Below are 20132 nucleotides of genomic sequence, written 5' to 3' on the forward strand. Positions count from 1 at the left end.
ATAAACTCAAAATCAGGATCTCTGATAAATGATTAATGGGAAAAAAATGGGTCTTGGTATTTTGTCATACAAGGCACACGAAACACTTAAAAAAACACTAGTCTCCCTTGAACAGCAAAAAGCAGGATCGTTTTTCGATGACAGTGTCATATATTTCAACGACTTTTGTGACCGGGACAGAGAGATTGCAGACGCCTTTTCATTCAGGGCTGTGGGAGGACCCAATATCGGGTTTACGGCACAGCAACAGCTGGCTGAACATCTTGATGCGGATTATATTGTGTTGATCCAAAATGACTGCCCTTTAGTAGAAAATCTTTCCGAACTGAAAAAACAACTGACAAGGTCAGTGGAATTGATTGAAACAAAGAAAATAGATCTGATGCGGTTACGGCATCAATGGCATGTCGGGGAAGGCTTTTGTGATGTTGTAAAATATGCCAAGTTTTATAATATTGGTGCTGTCAATGAATCGTTTATTGCCAGGGAACACGGCCTTGATGAACAGGGTCTTAAGCATTCATGGGTTAAATCTTTTAAACGCTATATCAGGCCTTTAAAGGCAAGAAGATTAATTGGCAGAAGTGTATACGTTGAAAAATCCCCGGAGAAACTGTTTCCCAAATATATTCAGCGAACAGGTGATGTGTTCATTGTGGACAGTGAATGTATCGATTATACAGAACAATCTTTTTTGATTCAAAAAGATTTTTTTTTAAATACCCTGTGTAAGTTCATAAACGAAAACCCCAAAAAAAGAACCTTACATGGGTTCCAGGTACCTGAAATTATACTCAATTGCTTGTGGTGGAGAAAAAAACATTTTAAAATCGGGGTTTGTAAAGGGCTTTTCACCCATAACCGATTTGATGACAGTTTTAGAAAAAACCACCTTTTTTACAATAAAAAAATTTAGCCCGGTATTTGGGGGCGAGGATAATGTGCGTTGAAAACCTGTAAAATAACGGCAATTTTAGATGGCAGCCCGGGCCATGAAAAACAGACAGAAGGGATCATCAGAGCTCTGGAAAAGTATATTCCTGTTGAAATCACACGTCTGAAGATAAAAAAAACTTTTTTATCGGATATTGTCAGCTGGTTAAAGGTTCTGGCCGGTTTATGCTGGAAAATAGGAAAAACCCAAGATGTTGATCTTGTTATGGGGACCGGTACTCACACCCATCCTCATGTGATAAAAATGGGCAATGCCGGCGGCGCTAAAAAGATTATCTGCATGTTTCCTGCTCCTTTTTTGATCGAGATGTTTGATCTTTGTTTTGTCCCAAATCATGACAGACCACGTCCCGGTAAAAATATTTTTTTGACCGTAGGGCCCCCCAATATTTCAGAGAATAAACATATTCATAAAAAGGACACAGGATTGATTCTTATCGGAGGGGTTGATGAGAAAAGCCATGTGTGGGATTCAGATAAAATTTGCGGATATATTGAGCAGATTGTATCTGAGTCCGTAAACCTGAACTGGACTATTTCATCTTCTCCAAGAACCCCCGAAGAGATGGACGCTAAAATAAACCAGTTTGCCGCCGGCAGGGAGAATGTCTCTTTTTTTCGTTTTGCCGATACCCCAAAAGGATGGGTGGAAAAACAATACGATACATCCGGGGTCGTATGGGTCACAGCAGACAGTCTGTCCATGGTTTATGAGGCATTGACAGCCGGATGCACAACCTGCATTATCCCTGTGGAATGGAAACAAAAGGAAAATAAGTTCGCTTATAGCGAGCACTATCTATATGACCATAAAATAGCCATTTCCTATGATAACTGGAAACAAAACAAAGACTATAAAAAATCTGGCAGCAGCTTAGACGAGTCAGATAGGTGTGCAAGGGAGATTCTCAGACGATGGGGTTCAAAAAACTTACAATAGCACAGATTCTGCCTGAAATGGACAGTGGCGGAGTGGAGATGGTAACCCTTGATTTCGGTTCTTTCCTGGCCCAAAAAGGACACCGGTCCATAGTTATCTCAAAGGAGGGGGCTCTTGTTCCCAAGCTTGTTGAAAATGGGAGTGAGCATGTCTCCTGTCCCCATATCGGGGAGAAAAGCCCAAGATGTTTAAAGTATATTCCGTGGCTTAGACGCTTTATCCTGGAAGAAAAAGTGGATGTGCTTCATTTAAGATCAAGGCTTCCTGCATGGGTTGCCTATCTTGCATGGAAGAGTCTTCCTGTGAATAGAAGGCCGCTGTTGATTACAACCTTTCACGGCTTTTATTCAATCAATGCCTATAGTGCGGTGATGACAAAGGGGCAGAAAGTCATTGCAATTTCCAATGTCATTGCAGATCATATTAAACGAGAATATCATACGCCTGAAGACCGCATTCAAATAATATACGAAGGAATAGATGAGGCTCAATTTGATTCCCAAGGAATTGACAACAAAAGGCTTGATGCAGTTAAAAAGAACTGGGGTATCGTTAAATCCGACACATCAGACCCCTTTGTGATCCTTTTGCCAGCCCGTATCACAAGGCTTAAAGGTCATGATATTTTCATAGAAAGCCTCTGCCTGATACGGTCCCTCAACTGGATAGCCGTTTGTGCTGGCAGTCATGATGTGAATTCTTCATATTTAGACTCCCTTAAGAAATTGGTAATAGACAAAGGGCTGGACGATCGAATACTTTTTCCCGGTAATTGTGAAGATATGCCGGCAGCCATTAAATTGTCCTCCATCGTTGTGTCATCTTCCAGTGAGCCGGAATCCTTCGGGAGGGTTGCAGTTGAAGCCCAATCAATGAACACGCCCGTTATTTCCACAGCCCATGGGGGGGCTATGGAAACAATAAGCCATAACAAGACCGGAATACTGGTAACACCCGGAAGTGCCGATGAGATGGCTCTGGCATTCAAAAAAATTATGGAGAACAAAGAATTATATACGGTCTTGAGTTCTGATGGCAGAGACAGGGTAAAGCGGTTGTTTACAAAACAAGTCATGTGTGAGAAGACCCTGGCCTTATATCTAAATGTATCAAAATCTACAATGGGAAATCCTGGGGCAGTGTGAGGCTTTATGCTAAGAGATATTGGTTTTTATTTACAAAGAATACTAAAATTTTTCAGAGAATCTTATCTTTTTATGGCCCTTGTGCTGACCGATTATTGGAAACAGAAGGGCAATAAAAAAACCATGCATATCGGTTATAATGGCCATTCTGGGGGCCCCAAAAAAGAGTGGCTATATTTTTTTATAAGTGAGCTTACCGGCCGCAAGCCCCTTGTGTCCTGGTATAAGCCATCTCTTATCATCTGCTCCTCTTTTGGCAGCTATTGGCTCCTCAAGATTATCCTAAGCATATACAAAGCCCCCAGCATTTTTTTTACCGAAGAAAACCTTACAACATTAAAAAAATATCGTGAATACAAAACCTATCTGGACGGACAGCCTTCTTTGGCAATGGGGTTTGATTATTTTGGGACAGGAAATTATCGGCGGTTTCCCCTGTGGCTGATGTATCTTTTTTCGCCAGAGGTTGCCGCAACGGCATCTGTTGCAGATATCCAAAAGCGCTTAGATGAAATTGAAGCAAAAAGTAGGTGTTTGAAAACAAAATTTGCAGCCATGGTTGCAAGTCATGATGGCTATGCTTCCAAAAAAAAGGTTTTTGGGCATGTTGACATTGTTTCAAGAGCTGAAATTACCGAAAAAGTGAGCACCATTGATTTTGTTCACTGTCCGGGCAAGCTGTTGCACAATGACACTTCATTAAAAGATGAATACCAGGATGATAAAAAGTTATATCTGGAACAATTCGTGTTTAATATCTGTGCAGAAAATGCGTGTGTAAAGGGATATGTGACAGAAAAAATATTTGAAGCCCTGGAGGCCGGTACAATCCCCATTTATTGGGGGGATCCCAGCCCTGAATCCGCTATATTGAATCCTCAACGGATTGTTTTTTGGGAGGGGTCTCGAGTAGAAGCGGTGCTTTCCACTATTAAAGCCTTGTACCTTGATATAAAAGCGCGAGAGCGATTTTTGCGAGAACCTCTTTTTGTCAATACCGCTGCACAAGAGATATATGATCACTTTTCATGCCTGCGAAGGGATTTGGAAAGATTACTTTAAGAATTCTTTTTATAGGATAAAAAAATGACCTTATCAGACAAATTTCAAAAATATGGTATTTATGCCCTGTATCTTACCTGCATTTCTTGCTTTTTTTCATCAGCCCTGACAGCAATTTTTTCTATTCTCATGTTAGTCTGCTGGCTTGCCTCCGGCCGATTTAAAAATATTCCGCTTATCATAAAAGAAAATTCCTTGGCGCTCATAGGAATTGTTTTTTGTGCGCTTTTATTGATCGGGATTGTATACTCTCCGGCCCCACTTGAGGTATCCCTTGATTTTTTTAAAAAATATCGGGTGTTATTGTATATTCCCATTGTGCTTTCCCTGACAAAGGGAAAACCGAATATGGCCCGAAATATTGTCAATGCCCTGCTTTTTGGTTATCTATTGGTGCTTGTTAATGATTCTTTGGTGGATTTTGGCCTCATCTCCATGAATAAATTGGCTTTTAAAAGATATGGCGGTGGATTCCTTGTTATTTTTGCCTATCTTGTAATGCAAAGAGCTATTTTGGAAAAAAACTGCAGATTTTTGTGGGGTGGTTTCTTTCTGGCAATCAGTTATCATATTTTCTTTATTCTCAAGACGAGGACCGGTTGGCTTATTTTTATTGCCCTTACCGTGCTGTTTATATTTCAATATTTTTCCATAAAGAAGCAGCTCATATTTTATCTGGTCTCCCTGTGTTTGTTGATCGGCGTTTTTTATACCTCCCATTCTGTTCGGTCCAGCGTGATCGTGACAATTCAAAATTTACAAAACTATGATATGGAAAATTATAATTCGCGTACATCTGTTGGTTTACGCTTGGATTGGTACAAAAGCAGCGTTCAATTGATAAAGGAAAAACCTGTTTTTGGATATGGAACAGGGGCTTATGAAATAGCGCAAAAACCCATTGTCGAGAGAACTTCTATTGCGCCTGCAACAGATCCCCACAATGAGTTTTTACTCACAACCGTTCAGATAGGGCTTGTGGGATTAGCTGTGCTGTTGGCATTGTTTATAGACCCCATACTTCGTTCTTTCAAATTGATCCGGCGTAAAGAAGAGGCCCAGGCGTTTGCCCTTCAAGCCACTGTATTGTTTTTGTTTATTGGGTGCTTTTTAAACTCCTGGCTGCTGTCTACCATACCCAGTCATATGTTTGCTTTTTTAATCGTTGCTTTTTATCCTTTCCGGGAGTTATCCCGCTGATTGAATGGTTTTTGTAACAGGGTCAAAATCCTGTTTCTGGGAGTGAAAAAAGGGAAAATCACTTTAATATTCGTCTTGATCAAATCCCCTAAAAACAGTATACCAAGCATTGAATTGGATTTGGCCTGAAAATTGGCCTGCAAATTTTTTTTGGAGATAGTATGATAACAAACAATGTTGTTTGTATGAAGTGGGGAGAAAAATACGGACCTGAATATGTGAATGTTCTTTATCATATGGTTAAAAGGAACATGACCCTGCCATTTCGCTTTATCTGTCTGACAGAACACCCCGAAGGGATCGAACCTGCGATTGAGGTGATGCCCATACCCGAATTTGAAGATCCGGCTCCCCAGTATTATAAAGAGTGCCAGGCCTGGCGGAAACTTTCCTTATTTGATGATCCGTTTTTTGATATACAAGGAAAAGTTTTGTTTCTGGACCTGGATGTGGTGGTTATCGATACGATTGATTGTTTCTTTGACTTTTCAGATAAGCTTGCCATTATTGAAAACTGGTCCCAGCCCAATCGCTTAATAGGCCAGGCATCAGCCATCTGTTTTGAAGTGGGGCAGTACACCCGTCTGCTCAAAAAATATCAGGAGCAACAGGAAACCGTGGTGAAAACCCACAGAACCGAACAGGTGTATATCACCCGGGAACTGGGCAAGGGTAATTTTGATTATTTCCCCGATGACTGGTGCAAAAGTTTTAAATTCCACTGCATGGCCGGTGGAATTCTGAACAGTTTTATTACGCCCACCGAGATTCCAAAGAATGCAAAAATCATTGTATTTCACGGAAATCCCAACCCCATCGATGCCATTAACGGGGTCTGGGGCGCGCCGGTACCCTGGTATAAAAAATTTTATAAAACAGTAAAACCAACAAAATGGCTGGCAGAGCATTGGAGATAAAAACAATCTGACCCCCGTTGCAAGCTGCTTGTAACCGGCCTGTAAATTTCGGTCATTTTGTGGGGATCAGGTCGTAGGGTTTTGTTTTCCAGCGGTTGTGAACCCAGAAATATTGATCCGGATATTTTCTGACCATCGCTTCAATGGCCGCTGTATAATTTTGCGTATTGGTCTCAATATCCCTGATCATGTCCCCCGTGGATTCCAGGGGAATTTCGGGTAAAAATTCCACCACAAAGGTATTACCTGTCTTGGCAATACACATGGGCACTACCATGGCTTTCGTTCTCAGGGCAAGAACCGCAAATCCCTTGTTGGTGCAGGCAGGCCTGCCGAAAAAATCGACATTAACGCCGCTGTGCCAATTGGCATTCTGATCAAGCAAAGTGGCTACAACATCTTTGTTCCTTAAAATAGCATCAATTTTTTTGCCTGCTCCCTGCAGGGGAATCAGGGTGGTTCCAAACCGTTGTCTTTCTTCAAGCATAAGCCTTTCCAGGGGAAGAAAATCCAACTTTCTATAGGCACCATACATTTTAAAATCAGGATCATGGCCAAAGGCGGCCACCAAAAGTTCAAAATTTCCGATGTGGCCGGACACGAGAAGAACGCCTCTACCCTTTTGAAGGGCAGCCTTCAGGTTGCCATAGCCTTTAATTGTATAATAGGTCAGCAGCTCTTTCTGACTTTTCCTAAATGCCCAGGCAATATCAAACATGATGTGGATCGTATTCTTGAAAACTTTTTTGCCAAGGGTTAAAACCTGCCTGGAAGAAAGTTCTGATGGGTATGCCAGGGAGATATTATCCAAGGCAATCTTTCTATGACGGTTGTCTATCTTAAACCATAGCAGCCCCAAGATATCGGAACAAAATTTTGCAACCCTTCGGGGAAGAAGTCCCAGTAAGATAATAAGAAGTTTTAGTAATTTATAAATTATTTCATTGCGCATAATTCATTCCACCGTATTTGAAAAAAGATTTAAATTCTAAATTAATTTCAATTTTTGTCAATTTTTGGTTCATTGCTGTGATCCTTTTAGCAGCACCTATTAAACCAGATATTGCCTTGCTATTTTTACCTGGTGCAGTCGATAGATCCGAATGATGTTCCGGCCCATGGCATCAATGGTATATTTTTTTCTGACCAGTTCTCTGGCCTGGTGAACCCGTTCCAGGGTGGCGGCTTCATTGGCAATGGTATCAAGGATCATATCCGCTAAGTTTTTAGGTTTTTGGGGATCAAAGAGCAATCCGGTCTTTTTGTCAACGATGATATCCGTTATTCCGCAGGTTTTAGATCCAATGACGGGGCAAGAGCTGTACATGGCTTCCAGCAATGCCAGTGGGACCCCTTCAAGGGGGATTTTGTTCTTGTTCCCAGGGGCCAGGACCTTGCAGTCAAACGCTCTGTAATAGGGCCAGACGTCCTCTTTCGCCCCTATAAAATGAACTTTCTCTCCTATGCCCAGATCCTTGGCCAGTGTCTTGAGTTCAGCCAGGCAATCGGGGGTTCCTTCCCCCAGAATGGCAATGTGGTGGGGGATTTGTGACTGAATCAGTTTAAGGGCCTTTAAAATGGTGTCCACCTCCCTGTCCTTGGAAATAGTGCCGGCAAATCCTATAAACCGGGTGGTAGCATCAAGACAAAGATCTCGGGCAAGGGCCTTTCGTGCCGATTCCTTTGGTGCAAGGTCCTGGGGCGGTATGATACCGCTTGGCATGGAGAAAATTTCCATGTCTTTGAGTTTGAAAACCTGTTGAAGGTGTTGGGTGGTATAATCTGATGTGGTGAAGATAAAATGGGTCAATTGTTTATAAATTTTCCGATTATTCCAGGTATTTCGAACAGGGTCGCTGATATGCCGGGACAGGATACGGCAGGGGACACCTGTCTTTTTTGCCGCCGGCAGGGCAATATTTGAGTCGGCCTTGCTGTGGGTGTTGAGAATATGGGGCTGCTCATCCTTAAAGATCTGTTTGAGCTGTCCATAGTCTTTGAGAGAGCTAAAACGCTTGAAAGAGACGCCATGGACACGAAATCCGTGTTCCTTGGCCCTGGTGAAAAGAGGTGTGCCCATAGGGGTGATGATGACCACCTGGTGGCCTTTGTTTTCCATCCACACGGATTCATTATAAATCCGTTGTTCTTGTTCACCCCATCCGGTCTGGCAGGTGGTGTGCACTATCTTATAGAGAGATCGCATGGGTTCAGGGCTTACAGCCTTATTTCAATCCTTTCAATATCCTCGGGCAGGTCAATCTCAGGTGAGTCATATTCGGTAACCACCACTCGTATCTGGTAGCCGAATTCAAGCACTCTCAATTGTTCCAGTTTTTCAACATTTTCACAGGTTCCGGTGGGCAGGGCGACAATTTTATCTAAAAAGCTTTTTTTATAGGCATAAAACCCCAGGTGCTTGTAAAAGTCAACCTGTGTTTCTTTTTCCCGGGGATAGGGGATCTGGGCACGGGAAAAATACATGGCAAATCCATTGTTGTTAAAGGTTACCTTGACATCCTTGGGATCGGTTATCTCACGCTTGTCCTGTATCTTAAAGGCCAGGGTGGACATAAAAAGTGTCGGGTCTTCCTTAAAGGGGCGGATCATCTCATCGATGGTCAACGGGTTGAAAATCGGTTGATCTCCCTGGATATTCACAACAATTTCATTGTCGGCGAGATTCAGTATATTAGCGGTTTCTGCCACTCGGTCGGTTCCCGAGCGGCAGGCTTGTGATGTCATGACGGCTTCTCCGCCAAAGGTTTTTACCGCATCCAGTATCCGCTGATCATCCGTTGCCACAACAGTCCGGGTGACAGCAGAGGATTTTTGGGTCTGTTCATACACCCGCTGGATCATGGATTTCCCGCCAATCATGGCCAGGGGTTTGCCCTCAAACCGGCTGGATCCGTACCGGGAGGGGATTACAGCTATTGTCATTGTCAGCTCTTTTTTTAAATTTTAAGGAACAAGGATCTGGCCTTGTCCCGGGTCATGATGCTTTTCCAGTCCTTGCCCAGGCAGTTTTCCCATAGGGGGTCAAGGCCCAAGGCTACGGTAATCATGGTCTCCATCTGATCGTCGGTAAGGTCGGCCGTCAGACCTTTTGGCAGGTCAATTCCAGCTGTTTCCTTCATGGTCCGAAATTCTTTTACCCCGGCTGGATAATATTCTTCAAGAACATCAAAGGTGATGCAGCAGCCGATTCCATGGTGGGTTCCCAAAACATAGGAAAGACCATAGGACAGGGCATGGCAGGCCCCGACCTGGGAATAGGCAATGCTCATCCCACCAAAAAAAGAGGCCATCATCAGTTTGTCGTCCTTGTCCGGGTGGTTGTCCACAAACACCTGGCGACAAAGCTCTATGGATTTTTCCCCATAGGACTTTGAAAATTCATTTAAATAGGTGCCTTCAAGGGATTCCACGCAATGGATGTAACAATCCATGCCCGTATAAAAATGCTGCTCCCGGGGGACATTTTTTATGAGTTCCGGATCCAGAACCACCTGGTCAAAGACCGTGTAATCTGAGTTCATCCCCAGTTTTTTTTCAGGACCCGTCAGCACAGTGGTCCGAGAAACTTCTGCACCTGTTCCGGAAAGGGTGGGCACGGCAGCATGGTAAATGGCCGGGTTTTTAATCAGATCCCATCCCTGGTAAAGGGTGGAAGAGCCCTCATTTGTCAGCATCAGGGCAACGGCCTTGGCAAGATCCATGCTGGACCCTCCCCCGATGCCGATGACAGCACAGGGCAGGGTGGACCGGGTGTTCTTTACCGTAAGTGTCAGCTGGTCCACATAGCTGGTTTTGGGCTCGTCATCCACGTTGACCCACAACAGCAGGTCATTGGCGTGGAGGGGTATTTTTTTTTCCAGGTCTTTCCCCTGGAAAACCTCGTCGGTTACAAATACGGCCCAGGCATCGGTGTCGGTTCGCTGTTTTTCAATAATTTCGTCCAGTTGTGCGAAACAGCCCCTTCCAAAGATGACATTGGGGACCAGTTTAAAATTTCTATACATGGGATATCCTTATGATTTAATTATGCTTTAAAAAATTTATTTTTTAAACGCCTTATTTTTTAAACGATCGGGTGATGGCCTGGATCCGCTGATCAATATCCTCTTCTGACCAGGAGAGCATGATCTGCATGGAAATGGTCCGTTTCATGATGGCATCGGATTCTTCCAGCTTCATATTTTTATAGTCCGGTAGATTGCCTGCCAGTTCAATCGCCAGAGGGGCTGCCCCCGTTAATCCTTTTAAGTGGTTCCAGCGTTTATAATAATGCCAGTTATTGTCATACCAATAGGGGCTTGGCACACCGTTTTTCGCCAGGCCGGCTGCCACCTGTCGGGCACGGTTTTTGGTGGGGAGAAAAAAGCTTAAAAAGGTGGCAGAATCCCCAAAGGGATCGGGCAGATACCGAAAGGTCACTTCGGGCAGATCTGTCATGGCATCCTTGATGGCATTTTTGTTTTTTCTCTGGATATCCAGGATACGATCCAGTTTTTTGAGCTGGGCAAGCCCTACGGCTGCATTGAGTTCGCTGATCCTGTAATTGGTTCCCATGATGGGGTGGCCGTCGGCACCCCGGTCAGGACCACCTAAATGGTCATGGCCATGGTCGGAAAATTGGTCGCACAGGTCATAGACTTTACGGCTGTCGGTTATGATCCCCCCGCCTTCGCCGCAGGTAATGGTTTTGACGGAATCAAAGGAGAAACATCCGGCAAGGCCGAATGTTCCCAGGGCTTTGCCCTGAAAAGAGCCGCCAAGGGACTGACAGGCATCTTCCAGAAGGATGAGTCCCTTTTGGTCGCAAAAGGTTTTTATCTCGTCAATACGGGCCATGGCCCCGCACATGTGAACCGGTATTACGGCCTTGGTACGCGGGGTTAATACCGCTTCCAGTCGATCCGGGTTCAGGCACAGGGTTTCATCGATTTCAGCAAATACGGGAATGGCACCGACAGAGATCAGTGCTTCAAAGGTTGCCACAAAGGTAAAGGGCGGGATAATAACTTCATCTCCTGCTCCTATGCCGCAGGCAGTAAGGGCAGTACAAAGGGCTGCTGTCCCGCTGGAGCAAAGATGGCTAAAGGCTGAGCCCGTGATATCCCCCAGTTTTTTTTCAAATTCAAGGGCTTTAAAATGACCGTTCCGGGTACCTTCAAATCCGTACCGGAACAGAACCCCGGTGTCAAGGACATCGGTTACTTCTTTTCGTTCTTCATCACCAAATATTTCAAAACCAGGCATGACACACTCCTTCTAGTATATATTATTTTTCGGATTTTACATAAATTGTAAGTCTAAATATCACACTCTTGCCCCAAGTTTCAAGATCTGCCCAAATAAATTGACTTTAATATTACCAATGTCTATATACAAGAATCGTGAGGTGGTACCAACGGTTTGGGAAGCACCTTTATAAATGGGGAAATAAAAAAATTAGGAAAGTTAACATATTCAAGGTGAGATTTAGGATTTAGCCGGTATGGAAAAAAGGAAAAGCCAAAAAAAAGATAGTTACAGGGGCTTTGAACAGGGCCCTATCCGTCCGCCAAGTGAAGCCGATAGCTTGCTTCTTCGGTTGACCCGAAATTGTCCCTGGAATCTGTGTACCTTTTGCCGAGTTTATAAGCGCCGGGATTTTTCCCTGAGATCTGTTGAGAATATTATCCAGGATATAGACCTTATCCACACCTATGTGGGAGGGATACGGCAGATTGTTCACGTCGGTGGGAAAGTGGACCAGGAAGTCATCAATACCCTTTATAACAGCTTTGAAACAAAGGATCGGGTGGCCTTTAATGCCGCCATGGACTGGTATGCCTCGGGCATGGAATCCATTTTTCTCCAGGATGCCAATTCCGTTATCATGAAACCCGATGACCTGGTGTTTCTTCTCGAATATATTCGACATTGTTTTCCCGAGACCCAAAGGCTCACTTCCTATGCCAGAAGCCAAACCCTTGCCCGGATCAAGGACCACGATCTTGAACGGATGACCCGTGCCGGGCTCAACCGGATCCATGTGGGCATGGAGACAGGGTCGGATACGGTGTTGAAACGGATCCGAAAAGGGGCTACCAAAGAAATTCATATCCGGGCCGGTTTAAAGGTTAAGGCTGCTGGCATGGAATTGTCCGAATATGTCATGCCCGGCATCGGGGGTATTGATCTCTCCATAGAGAATGCCATGGAAACCGCCTCGGCCCTGAATATAATCAATCCGGATTTTATCCGGATTCGGACCCTGGCCGTGACCAATGGAACACAGCTTGCCCAGGAAAGAGAGCAAGGGATTTTTGAAAAACCAAGTGACACGATGATGGCCAAGGAGCTTCGACTTTTTCTTGAAAGCCTTGACGGCATAGATTCCCAGGTGAAAAGCGATCATATTCTGAATTTGTTTGAAACCATCAACGGCAAATTACCCGAAGACAAGGAACGGCTCGTTGGCATCATTGACTCATTTTTTGACCTGCCTGAGGAACTGCGGGTTTTTTACCAGGTGGGGCGGCGCATGGGGTTTTTCAGGGGGCCTGAAGACATGGAAATAAGTGGTAGCCTGGACCAGGTTAAACAGGCCTGTAAGTACTATGGGGTCACCCCTGGAAATGTGGACACTGTCATTGATGAATTGATGAAACGTTTTGTCTGAACCCCTATCTGTTTATATCCATGTTCCCTTTTGTCTGAAAAAATGCAGTTATTGTGATTTTTATTCCATCGGGACCCTTTCTTTTTTGCCGGCCTATGTGGCCAGCCTTCAACGAGAAATTCAGATTCGGACCGGCCAGAGCATCCGGCCTGGCTTGGTTGACCGGGTCGGCAGGGTTCCCCAACGAGTAACAACCATTTATTTTGGAGGCGGGACTCCTTCCCTGCTGCCTCTGGAAGATGTCAAAAAAATTTTAGCCACCCTTCATACCTGTTACCAGGTGGCCGGGGATGCGGAAATTACCTTTGAAGTCAATCCGGGTACGGTGGATCAGGGCTATTTATCAGGACTCAAATCCCTTGGGGTTAATCGGCTTAGCATTGGGGTTCAGTCCTTTGATCCATATAAAATAAAGGTGTTGAGCCGGATCCATACAATAGAAGCGTCTATTGAGGCCATTGAAGCGACTAAATCAGCGGGGTTTGACAATATCGGTCTTGATCTCATCTATGGCACGCCAGGGGAAACCTTGGCAACCTGGCGCCAGGATCTTCATATGGTCCTTGGATTTAAGGTTGCCCATCTTTCCTGCTATATGCTGACCCTGGAACCGGGAACCCCCTTGCATGCCCAATATAAACGAGGTCTGTTCCAGTCACCAGGTTCGGGTATCCTTACCGATTTTTTCATGGAAACTTCCACTTTTCTTGAACAACACGGGTATGATCACTATGAAATATCCAATTTTGCCCGAGGCGTTCAAAATCGATCCCGGCACAATAGCGCCTATTGGCAGATGACGCCCTATGACGGATTTGGTCCCGCAGCCCATTCCTTTGGCTCGCTTAATGACAAGGGGCCGGGTGTCCGGGATCCGGGCCGGGTATCTCCTGTGAGATCCTGGAATGTGGCCGATGTGAAAGCCTATATTCAGGCACTTTCAGCAGGCAAGCTGCCTGTTCATGAACGAGAGGTGCTCTCCTTGCCGCAGCAGGTGCTCGAGAGGGTTATGCTGGGCTTAAGAACCAGTGACGGCATTGATATCACTGCAGTTGATAAGATGACAGGGCAAGATTTTTTAACCCGGTTTGCGCCTCTGGTGGACCGTCTTGAACGTCAGGGGCTGGGGGTAGTCCTAACCAGTCCAGGAAAACGGTTTTTGTTGACGCTTTCGGGCAGGGCCCGCCTTGACAGTATTGTAGAAGCCTTTGCCGATAAGATTCTCTAAACTTTTCTTCTCAACTGGCGGGTGTCCCCCACCCGGATGGTCAGGTTAACAGAGTCAAAGTATTCAATGAGCGGAATCACAAATTTTCTTGAAATTCCCGTCATATCCTTGAACTCCGGGGTGGTGATTTCTTCGTTTTCCTTTAAAAAAGAAATAAGCTTTTTCTCAAGGTCGGCCATGGTCCGGGCATCAAAATTAAGGTCATCCTTTGTCTTGACCACTAAGTGTTCATCAATGAGCATCTGCAAAACATCTTTGGCGGTCTTCGGGTCCAGTTTCAGGTCCTGGCAGATGGTTCTGAAAAACGGGGGGGTGAGGCCTGCGGACTGGTAGATTTTGGTGATTTTTTCTTTGATTTCGTGTTGGTCCACTTGCAGGGCCACTTCAAACCCAACCAGTTTGACAATATTCTTGTCCTGGACAAGGGTATTGTCCTTGGCCAGTTTGGTAAATAGAATATTAAAAAATTTGGCGTCATCAATATATTGGAATTTGGATTTGAGTTCCTGGGTGGGCATGCCTTCTTTTAATGGATTGGCCGCATGGTAGTGCTGTATTTTATCAACCACTTTTGTTTTGAATTCATCAAAAAAGGCCCCGTTGACATAGATCTGCCTGTCCTTATCTGTTTGGATGATTGCCTGCCTTGCCAGCATTTTTTGGAGGGTGCCAGCCAGCTTTTTGTCCGGGATATTGGTCATGACCCGCAATTGGTTGAAGGACAGCCCTGCATACCCCCTTAGGGATAGAAAAAAAGAGATGGTCTGTTCTGGGTCATCTTGCGACAGATCTTCAAGCCCCTGTACCACTTTTTTGTCAAACAATTTGTGTTTTTGTGAGACCGGATTCAAGATGGCGCCGCCGCCAATGGTTTTTATGGGGGAATAGCTTCTGATGACATATCGGTCCTCTTTAATGCAGCAGACAGGGGACTCCAGGCGAAATTGTACAGGCGCCTCATCTCCGGGTAATAACTCTTCCCTGTCCAGAAGGATCATATAGCCTAAAATTTCACTGGTACCCGAATGAAACCTTACCCTTGTCCTGGGCTTGGCGGGTTTGGCATTGCTTTTTAGATAATGGAAATGGGCATCCACCATATAGCTTTCAATGAGGGTGCCGGGAGTGGAGAGAATATCCCCCCTGAGCACAGAGTCCTTGTCAAGTCCCTGGAAATTGATGGCGGTCCTTGTACCGGGACCGGCCTTGTTTACGCTGTTGCTGTGAACCTGGATTCCCCGGACCTTGGAAACAATTTTTTTAGGATAGACCATGATATCATCTCCCACCTGGATACCCCCCGACATCAGGGTACCGGTGATCACCGTCCCAAACCCTTTCATGGAAAAAACCCGGTCCACGGGCAGCCGGAAAATGGAAGAAAATTTACGTTCGGGAATCTGGTCGCAAATGGATTCAAGGGTGGCAATAAAATCTTCCAGCCCCTGACCGGTTGTAGAGGAGAGGGGGATGATGGGTTTATCTTCCAGAAAGGTGCCCTGGACAAAATCATTGATATCATCAAGGGCCATCTCCAGGAGGTCTTCATCCACAAGGTCTGTCTTGGTCAGGGCAATGATTCCATGCTGGATTCCCATGAGATTGCAGATTTCCATGTGTTCCCGGGTCTGGGGCATCACCCCTTCGTCCGCTGCAATGACCATGGTCACCACATCAATACCACTGGAGCCTGCCACCATGTTTTTGACAAACCTTTCATGGCCGGGCATGTCCACAATGCCGATGTGTTTCCCATTGGGTAGATCAAGGGAGGCAAACCCGAGTTCGATGGTAATACCCCTTTCTTTTTCTTCCTTGAGCCGGTCGGTTTCAACGCCTGTCAATGCCTTGACCAGGCTTGTCTTTCCATGGTCAATGTGGCCGGCAGTTCCTAAAATTATATTTTCCAATGAAAAAACCCTCCAGGGCCTGTATTTATGGTTATTTTTTCCTGAAAAAACTCAAGACATAGGCAAGGGCAACAAGGACGATGCCTGTTATAACCCCGTGGTAAATACCCCATTCCGGTCTGAATATCCGGATCAGAAGAATGCCGAAGGAAAGGCCGATAATGAGCCTTACCAAAAAAATGATCAATGTGTTCATCCAATGCTTCCTTTTTGATAATTTGTGTACCCAGGGATAATAGTCAAACAACGGTCCAAGGTCAATCTTAAATTATAGATTCCAATCAAGGAAATTATGACAACAATCAAAAAAAGAGTTGCTAAAAAATATTGTTTCTGATAGTAAGTACAAGTTTTTTTGAGGTGGGTGTAGCTCAGTTGGTAGAGCACTAGGTTGTGGTCCTGGTGGCCGCGGGTTCGAACCCCGTCACTCACCCCATTCTTTTCTTTCCAGACTCCTGGAGACCCTCCTGTGATATATAATGTTTCATTAAATATGTTGTTAAATATACTGATAACCAAAATAAAAGGGATATGCCCATGGTAATTTCTATTGGTCAGCGAAACCGCTATTTCTCATTCACCTGGTTGTTTGCAGCCATTTTGTTTTTAATTTTCCTGTTTTTGCCCTCCTTTTCCAGGGCAGCAGCCGATGCTGGGGAACTTAAGGATGGCATCTATGCCAGGTTTGAAACAAACCGGGGAATTATCCTGGCAGAGCTCTATTATAAGCGGGCGCCCAATACCGTGGCCAATTTTGTGGGGCTGGCCGAGGGTACCAAAAAATCAAACCAGCCGGTCGGGAAAAAATTTTATGACGGCCTGATTTTTCACCGGGTTATTCCCAATTTTATGATCCAGGGCGGAGACCCCGAAGGAACCGGCCGGGGAGGGCCTGGGTATCAATTTGCCGATGAGTTTCATCCTTCCTTGACCCATGACGGACCCGGTATCCTTTCCATGGCAAATTCAGGTCCCAATACCAATGGCAGTCAATTTTTTATCACCCACAAGGAAACCCCATGGCTTGATTTAAAGCATACGGTGTTTGGCCGGGTGGTGTCGGGCCAGGATGTGGTCAATGAAATTCGTAAGGGTGACCGGATTAATCACTTGATTATTATCCGCAGGGGCACTGCTGCCAAGGCGTTTAAAACCGATCAGGCAAGTATTGATGCTGCCCGTAAGAATGTGCTGGCCCAGCAGGAGGCCGAGCGCAAAGAATATCAAGCTAGTTTTGAGAAAAAAATGATGGACAAGAATCCCGATGCCCTTAAAACCGAATCAGGCCTCATGTATGTGCCGCTTAAAGCGGGAACCGGGGCGGCCATAAAAGCGGGGGATAGGATAAAAGTTCATTATACCGGTGTGCTGGCGGATGGGAAAAAGTTTGACTCCTCCCGGGACAGAGGAGAGCCCTTCGGGTTTGTCATTGGAAAAGGGGATGTGATAAAGGGGTGGGATTTAGGGATAATGGGCATGAAAAAAGGAGAGATGCGGCGCCTCTTGATTCCCTATCCTTTAGCCTATGGCGAAAAAGGGTATCCCGGTATAATTCCCCCCAAAGCCACCCTGATATTTGATGTGGAGCTGGTGGATTTTAATTAAACCCATGGTCACGGTATAGCGGCAGTGATTCTCCAGGCCTGTATCCAAAAAAAGTGTTCCTATAGCAGGGGCATGGCTGGCATCTGTTTTAAGATGCGCTGCTGGCGGTTTCGAATATAGGCGCTGGGGTTTTTTGCAGACCATTTGTGGGGACTTGGCAAAATAGCTGCCATCAGTGCTGCCTGGGGTTTTGTCAATTGGTTGGCATCGCAGGAAAAATAGCCTTGTGCTCCGGCCTGGGCTCCCACCAGATGGGTTCCCCAGTCCACAGTATTCAAGTAAACCTCAAAAATTCTTTGTTTGTCCCAGAAACCCTCAATCAATATGGTATACCATGCTTCTGCAGCCTTTCGAAAAAGGCTTCTGCTGGAAGGCAGAAAAAGGGATCGTGCCGCCTGCATACTGATGGTACTGGCTCCCCTGAATTGATGGTTTTCTACCATGTTTTCAATCACAATTTTTATTTCTTCAAAATCAAATCCGCTGTGGGTGAGAAACCGTTGGTCCTCCGATGCCAGAACCGCCTGTTGAAGGTGGGGGGAAATTTTTACAAGATCCTGCCATGAATATTGTGGTTTGATATAGTCGGTTTGATTGAGTTGGGCGAGCAGTCTCTCCCAGATCATATTGACAGTGCCCGGGGGATTTATGGTCTTGAAAACCAAAACCTGGGAAACGGAAAAAAAGATCAGGACAAGGATACTCCTAAAAAAAAATTTCCAAAGCCCGGCCATGATTGATTTTTTCTTTTTTTTTCTCATCCAGCCCCCTGGCAATGGGTTCTACGTGGATTGGCCGGTATTGTCAATTCTAAAAAAAATGGGTTAAATGGATCTTCTCTTAAAGATGATGAGTGTCAGGGATATAAAAAAAAGGCTGAATGCAAGGATATTTATCAGTGGATGGACAGGACCGATACCCATGAAATTATTTTTTGAGATTAACGAGTCGGCATAGGTCTGGACCATAAACAGTTTCGGATAATAAATACGCCATAGTGCAGGGGATGATGCTGAGACTGAAGAGGATAGGGCTTCTATCAATTGACTGTTTAACAATCGGTAACCGCCATCGGAAATAAATCCAGTCCCCAGGAGGCCCATTGCAAATAAGGCGCTGATAAAACCCGGCATAAACAAAGAAAATAAACAGACGGTTGCTGTCATAAACAAAAGATTCAAAGAGCAAACAATTGAGGCCCAGATATATCCTAAATTAATGTCACCGGTATGGGACCAGACAATCGAAAAGAGCGTCAAATGTAAAACAAACATAAACCCTGAAGTAAGAAGCCATGTGCCCATTATCCTGCCAAGCACATATTCCCAGCGCTGAACAGGCCTTGAAAGAAACATCTGCACAGACCCATCGTTTTGATCTCTGGTGAAAATTCTCATGGATATCATGGAAACCATCAGGAGCATTCCCATAACGATTGCCTGGAAAATAATCCGGGAAGCATATCCTATGCCTTCAATCTGCTGGCCGTTGATCACATAATTTGCGGAATAGCACCCGCGCATTAGAAAGAGCAGGCCCACTGATATGGCCAGAAGAAGATAAAAACTTTTGGACCTCATCTGGTCTACAATCGTATACTGTGCAATTTTAATAAACATTTTCATATTATTTTCAGCTATTGTTGGGTTACGTGTTTAACAAAAACATCTTCAAGGCTTTCACCATCAGCCATTATGGCATCAATTGAATCTTTTACGACGATCTTTCCCCTGTGCATAATGGCGGCAGTATCGCATGTTTTTTCAACCTCTGACAGCAGGTGAGAATTTAAAACAATGGTTATCTCATTTTGCCTGAGGTTATCAATAATTATTCGAATATCTCTGATCCCCATGGGATCTAAGCCGGAAACAGGCTCATCCAGGATCAACAGTTCCGGGGTGCCTATCAGCGCACCGGCAACTCCGATTCGCTGCTTCATCCCCTTTGAATAGCCGGCGCTCTTTTTTTTATCTCTTCCTGTCATTGAGACGACTTCCACAACTCTTTCAACTTCAAGTCTTGCTTTTTTTCCGGATAATCCAATAAGGGATGCATGGCGAAGCAGATATTCAAACCCTGAAAGGAATGGGGGGATCATATGCTGTTCAGCTATGTATCCAATGTTTTTTCTTGCCCTTGTTTCACAAGAAGGGGCTCCATTAATTGTGACACTTCCTGAAGTGGGTTGAATAAATCCTAACAGCATCCTGATAATGGTGGTCTTACCGGCGCCATTGGGTCCAAGCAGTGCAAAAAATTCACCTCGTTTAATTTGGTATGAAACATTATCAACCGCTTTCAGGTTGCCAAATTTTTTTGTAACACCATCCAATACAATCATTATTTTACTCATTTTTAGTTGTCGGTTTTGAAAATGTTTAAACGGGCGTCCAGATTTTTTTATCAATATAAAATTGATCTCATTTTTTTATGGGTTATTTACTGTGATTGGGAGCGGTTGTCAATAAATTGGTGTGGGAAGGGGATTGGTTTAC

At 44.8% G+C, this 20132-nt stretch carries 19 protein-coding genes and 1 tRNA gene; 10 read left to right on the forward strand and 10 right to left on the reverse strand.

Going from position 1 to position 20132, the window contains the following annotated elements; all coding sequences use genetic code 11:
* The first annotated feature begins 28 nt into the window (after nt 1-28).
* The 6 genes from ACZ45G_RS06220 (at nt 29) to ACZ45G_RS06245 (ending at nt 6218) form a co-directional block, all read left to right on the forward strand.
* Entirely contained in the window at nt 29-916 is an 888-nt protein-coding gene (locus ACZ45G_RS06220; protein ID WP_464176091.1) for a glycosyltransferase family 2 protein, read from the forward strand.
* A gap of 30 nt (nt 917-946) precedes the next feature.
* A complete protein-coding gene (locus tag ACZ45G_RS06225) occupies nt 947-1894 on the forward strand; it encodes an ELM1/GtrOC1 family putative glycosyltransferase (RefSeq protein ID WP_464176094.1) in 948 nt (315 codons plus the stop codon).
* Nucleotides 1870-3039 (forward strand): glycosyltransferase family 4 protein, encoded by a 1170-nt coding sequence (locus tag ACZ45G_RS06230; protein WP_464176096.1) that lies wholly within the window; start codon nt 1870-1872, stop codon nt 3037-3039. Before ACZ45G_RS06225 ends, ACZ45G_RS06230 begins: the two co-directional genes overlap by 25 nt.
* A gap of 6 nt (nt 3040-3045) precedes the next feature.
* Complete coding sequence (locus tag ACZ45G_RS06235) at nt 3046-4101, forward strand: glycosyltransferase family 10 domain-containing protein (RefSeq protein ID WP_464176098.1); 1056 nt, start codon at nt 3046-3048, stop codon at nt 4099-4101.
* 24 nt (nt 4102-4125) lie between these two features.
* On the forward strand, nt 4126-5301 hold the full coding sequence (locus tag ACZ45G_RS06240) for an O-antigen ligase family protein (RefSeq protein WP_464176101.1): 1176 nt from the start codon (nt 4126-4128) through the stop codon (nt 5299-5301).
* A 161-nt stretch (nt 5302-5462) separates the two neighbouring features.
* Nucleotides 5463-6218, forward strand: a complete 756-nt coding sequence (locus tag ACZ45G_RS06245) for a hypothetical protein (RefSeq protein ID WP_464176103.1) — start codon at nt 5463-5465, stop codon at nt 6216-6218.
* A 52-nt stretch (nt 6219-6270) separates the two neighbouring features.
* Here the strand turns inward: ACZ45G_RS06245 and ACZ45G_RS06250 are convergent, their stop codons facing one another.
* The 5 genes from ACZ45G_RS06250 to ACZ45G_RS06270 all read right to left on the reverse strand — a co-directional run bounded on the left by ACZ45G_RS06250 (nt 6271) and on the right by ACZ45G_RS06270 (nt 11483).
* Nucleotides 6271-7170, reverse strand: a complete 900-nt coding sequence (locus ACZ45G_RS06250) for a lysophospholipid acyltransferase family protein (RefSeq protein WP_464176105.1) — start codon at nt 7168-7170, stop codon at nt 6271-6273.
* A gap of 99 nt (nt 7171-7269) precedes the next feature.
* Nucleotides 7270-8424 carry a glycosyltransferase family 4 protein gene (locus ACZ45G_RS06255; RefSeq protein WP_464176108.1) on the reverse strand — a complete coding sequence of 385 codons (1155 nt, stop codon included), beginning with the start codon at nt 8422-8424 and terminating at the stop codon, nt 7270-7272.
* A gap of 11 nt (nt 8425-8435) precedes the next feature.
* Complete coding sequence (gene kdsB, locus ACZ45G_RS06260) at nt 8436-9161, reverse strand: 3-deoxy-manno-octulosonate cytidylyltransferase (protein ID WP_464176110.1); 726 nt, start codon at nt 9159-9161, stop codon at nt 8436-8438.
* A gap of 14 nt (nt 9162-9175) precedes the next feature.
* Nucleotides 9176-10243: an iron-containing alcohol dehydrogenase family protein gene (locus tag ACZ45G_RS06265; protein ID WP_464176112.1), complete on the reverse strand. Its 1068-nt coding sequence runs from the start codon at nt 10241-10243 to the stop codon at nt 9176-9178.
* Between the two features lie 52 nt (nt 10244-10295).
* Nucleotides 10296-11483 (reverse strand): DegT/DnrJ/EryC1/StrS family aminotransferase, encoded by a 1188-nt coding sequence (locus tag ACZ45G_RS06270; protein ID WP_464176114.1) that lies wholly within the window; start codon nt 11481-11483, stop codon nt 10296-10298.
* 238 nt (nt 11484-11721) lie between these two features.
* Here ACZ45G_RS06270 and ACZ45G_RS06275 point away from each other — a divergent pair, with 238 nt between their 5' ends.
* Both ACZ45G_RS06275 and hemW read left to right on the forward strand, forming a co-directional pair.
* Entirely contained in the window at nt 11722-12891 is a 1170-nt protein-coding gene (locus ACZ45G_RS06275; protein ID WP_464176117.1) for a radical SAM protein, read from the forward strand.
* Entirely contained in the window at nt 12884-14119 is a 1236-nt protein-coding gene (gene hemW / locus ACZ45G_RS06280; protein WP_464176119.1) for a radical SAM family heme chaperone HemW, read from the forward strand. The genes ACZ45G_RS06275 and hemW overlap by 8 nt, the downstream gene beginning before the upstream one ends.
* Here the strand turns inward: hemW and selB are convergent.
* Nucleotides 14116-16029, reverse strand: a complete 1914-nt coding sequence (gene selB, locus ACZ45G_RS06285; protein WP_464176121.1) for a selenocysteine-specific translation elongation factor — start codon at nt 16027-16029, stop codon at nt 14116-14118. The genes hemW and selB overlap by 4 nt on opposite strands.
* A gap of 31 nt (nt 16030-16060) precedes the next feature.
* On the reverse strand, nt 16061-16225 hold the full coding sequence (locus ACZ45G_RS06290; protein ID WP_464176123.1) for a hypothetical protein: 165 nt from the start codon (nt 16223-16225) through the stop codon (nt 16061-16063).
* A 164-nt stretch (nt 16226-16389) separates the two neighbouring features.
* Here ACZ45G_RS06290 and ACZ45G_RS06295 point away from each other — a divergent pair.
* Together ACZ45G_RS06295 and ACZ45G_RS06300 are read left to right on the forward strand one after the other, a co-directional pair.
* Nucleotides 16390-16465: transfer RNA gene (locus ACZ45G_RS06295), tRNA-His, on the forward strand.
* 101 nt (nt 16466-16566) lie between these two features.
* Nucleotides 16567-17634: a peptidylprolyl isomerase gene (locus tag ACZ45G_RS06300; RefSeq protein ID WP_464176126.1), complete on the forward strand. Its 1068-nt coding sequence runs from the start codon at nt 16567-16569 to the stop codon at nt 17632-17634.
* Nucleotides 17635-17693: 59 nt separating this feature from the next.
* Here the strand turns inward: ACZ45G_RS06300 and mtgA are convergent, their stop codons facing one another.
* From mtgA to ACZ45G_RS06315, 3 genes are all read right to left on the reverse strand, one after another.
* On the reverse strand, nt 17694-18395 hold the full coding sequence (mtgA, locus tag ACZ45G_RS06305) for a monofunctional biosynthetic peptidoglycan transglycosylase (RefSeq protein ID WP_464176128.1): 702 nt from the start codon (nt 18393-18395) through the stop codon (nt 17694-17696).
* 63 nt (nt 18396-18458) lie between these two features.
* Nucleotides 18459-19259, reverse strand: coding sequence for an ABC transporter permease (locus ACZ45G_RS06310; RefSeq protein ID WP_464176130.1), 801 nt, complete (start codon nt 19257-19259; stop codon nt 18459-18461).
* Between the two features lie 11 nt (nt 19260-19270).
* A complete protein-coding gene (locus tag ACZ45G_RS06315; protein WP_464176132.1) occupies nt 19271-19978 on the reverse strand; it encodes an ABC transporter ATP-binding protein in 708 nt (235 codons plus the stop codon).
* Nucleotides 19979-20132 lie beyond the last annotated feature (154 nt).

The organism is Desulfoconvexum algidum (genome assembly GCF_055382125.1).

What these genes read in the sequence shown, in the direction of transcription:
- ACZ45G_RS06245 (WP_464176103.1), top strand. Translation starts at nt 5,463, where the DNA reads ATGATAACAAACAATGTTGTTTGTATGAAGTGGGGAGAAAAATACGGA.
- ACZ45G_RS06275 (WP_464176117.1), top strand. Translation starts at nt 11,722, where the DNA reads ATGGAAAAAAGGAAAAGCCAAAAAAAAGATAGTTACAGGGGCTTTGAA.
- ACZ45G_RS06265 (WP_464176112.1), bottom strand. Translation starts at nt 10,243, where the DNA reads ATGTATAGAAATTTTAAACTGGTCCCCAATGTCATCTTTGGAAGGGGC.
- ACZ45G_RS06255 (WP_464176108.1), bottom strand. Translation starts at nt 8,424, where the DNA reads ATGCGATCTCTCTATAAGATAGTGCACACCACCTGCCAGACCGGATGG.
- ACZ45G_RS06300 (WP_464176126.1), top strand. Translation starts at nt 16,567, where the DNA reads ATGGTAATTTCTATTGGTCAGCGAAACCGCTATTTCTCATTCACCTGG.
- ACZ45G_RS06240 (WP_464176101.1), top strand. Translation starts at nt 4,126, where the DNA reads ATGACCTTATCAGACAAATTTCAAAAATATGGTATTTATGCCCTGTAT.
- ACZ45G_RS06250 (WP_464176105.1), bottom strand. Translation starts at nt 7,170, where the DNA reads ATGCGCAATGAAATAATTTATAAATTACTAAAACTTCTTATTATCTTA.
- ACZ45G_RS06290 (WP_464176123.1), bottom strand. Translation starts at nt 16,225, where the DNA reads ATGAACACATTGATCATTTTTTTGGTAAGGCTCATTATCGGCCTTTCC.
- ACZ45G_RS06220 (WP_464176091.1), top strand. Translation starts at nt 29, where the DNA reads ATGATTAATGGGAAAAAAATGGGTCTTGGTATTTTGTCATACAAGGCA.
- ACZ45G_RS06310 (WP_464176130.1), bottom strand. Translation starts at nt 19,259, where the DNA reads ATGAAAATGTTTATTAAAATTGCACAGTATACGATTGTAGACCAGATG.
- ACZ45G_RS06270 (WP_464176114.1), bottom strand. Translation starts at nt 11,483, where the DNA reads ATGCCTGGTTTTGAAATATTTGGTGATGAAGAACGAAAAGAAGTAACC.
- mtgA (WP_464176128.1), bottom strand. Translation starts at nt 18,395, where the DNA reads ATGAGAAAAAAAAAGAAAAAATCAATCATGGCCGGGCTTTGGAAATTT.
- ACZ45G_RS06315 (WP_464176132.1), bottom strand. Translation starts at nt 19,978, where the DNA reads ATGATTGTATTGGATGGTGTTACAAAAAAATTTGGCAACCTGAAAGCG.
- kdsB (WP_464176110.1), bottom strand. Translation starts at nt 9,161, where the DNA reads ATGACAATAGCTGTAATCCCCTCCCGGTACGGATCCAGCCGGTTTGAG.
- ACZ45G_RS06235 (WP_464176098.1), top strand. Translation starts at nt 3,046, where the DNA reads ATGCTAAGAGATATTGGTTTTTATTTACAAAGAATACTAAAATTTTTC.
- ACZ45G_RS06230 (WP_464176096.1), top strand. Translation starts at nt 1,870, where the DNA reads ATGGGGTTCAAAAAACTTACAATAGCACAGATTCTGCCTGAAATGGAC.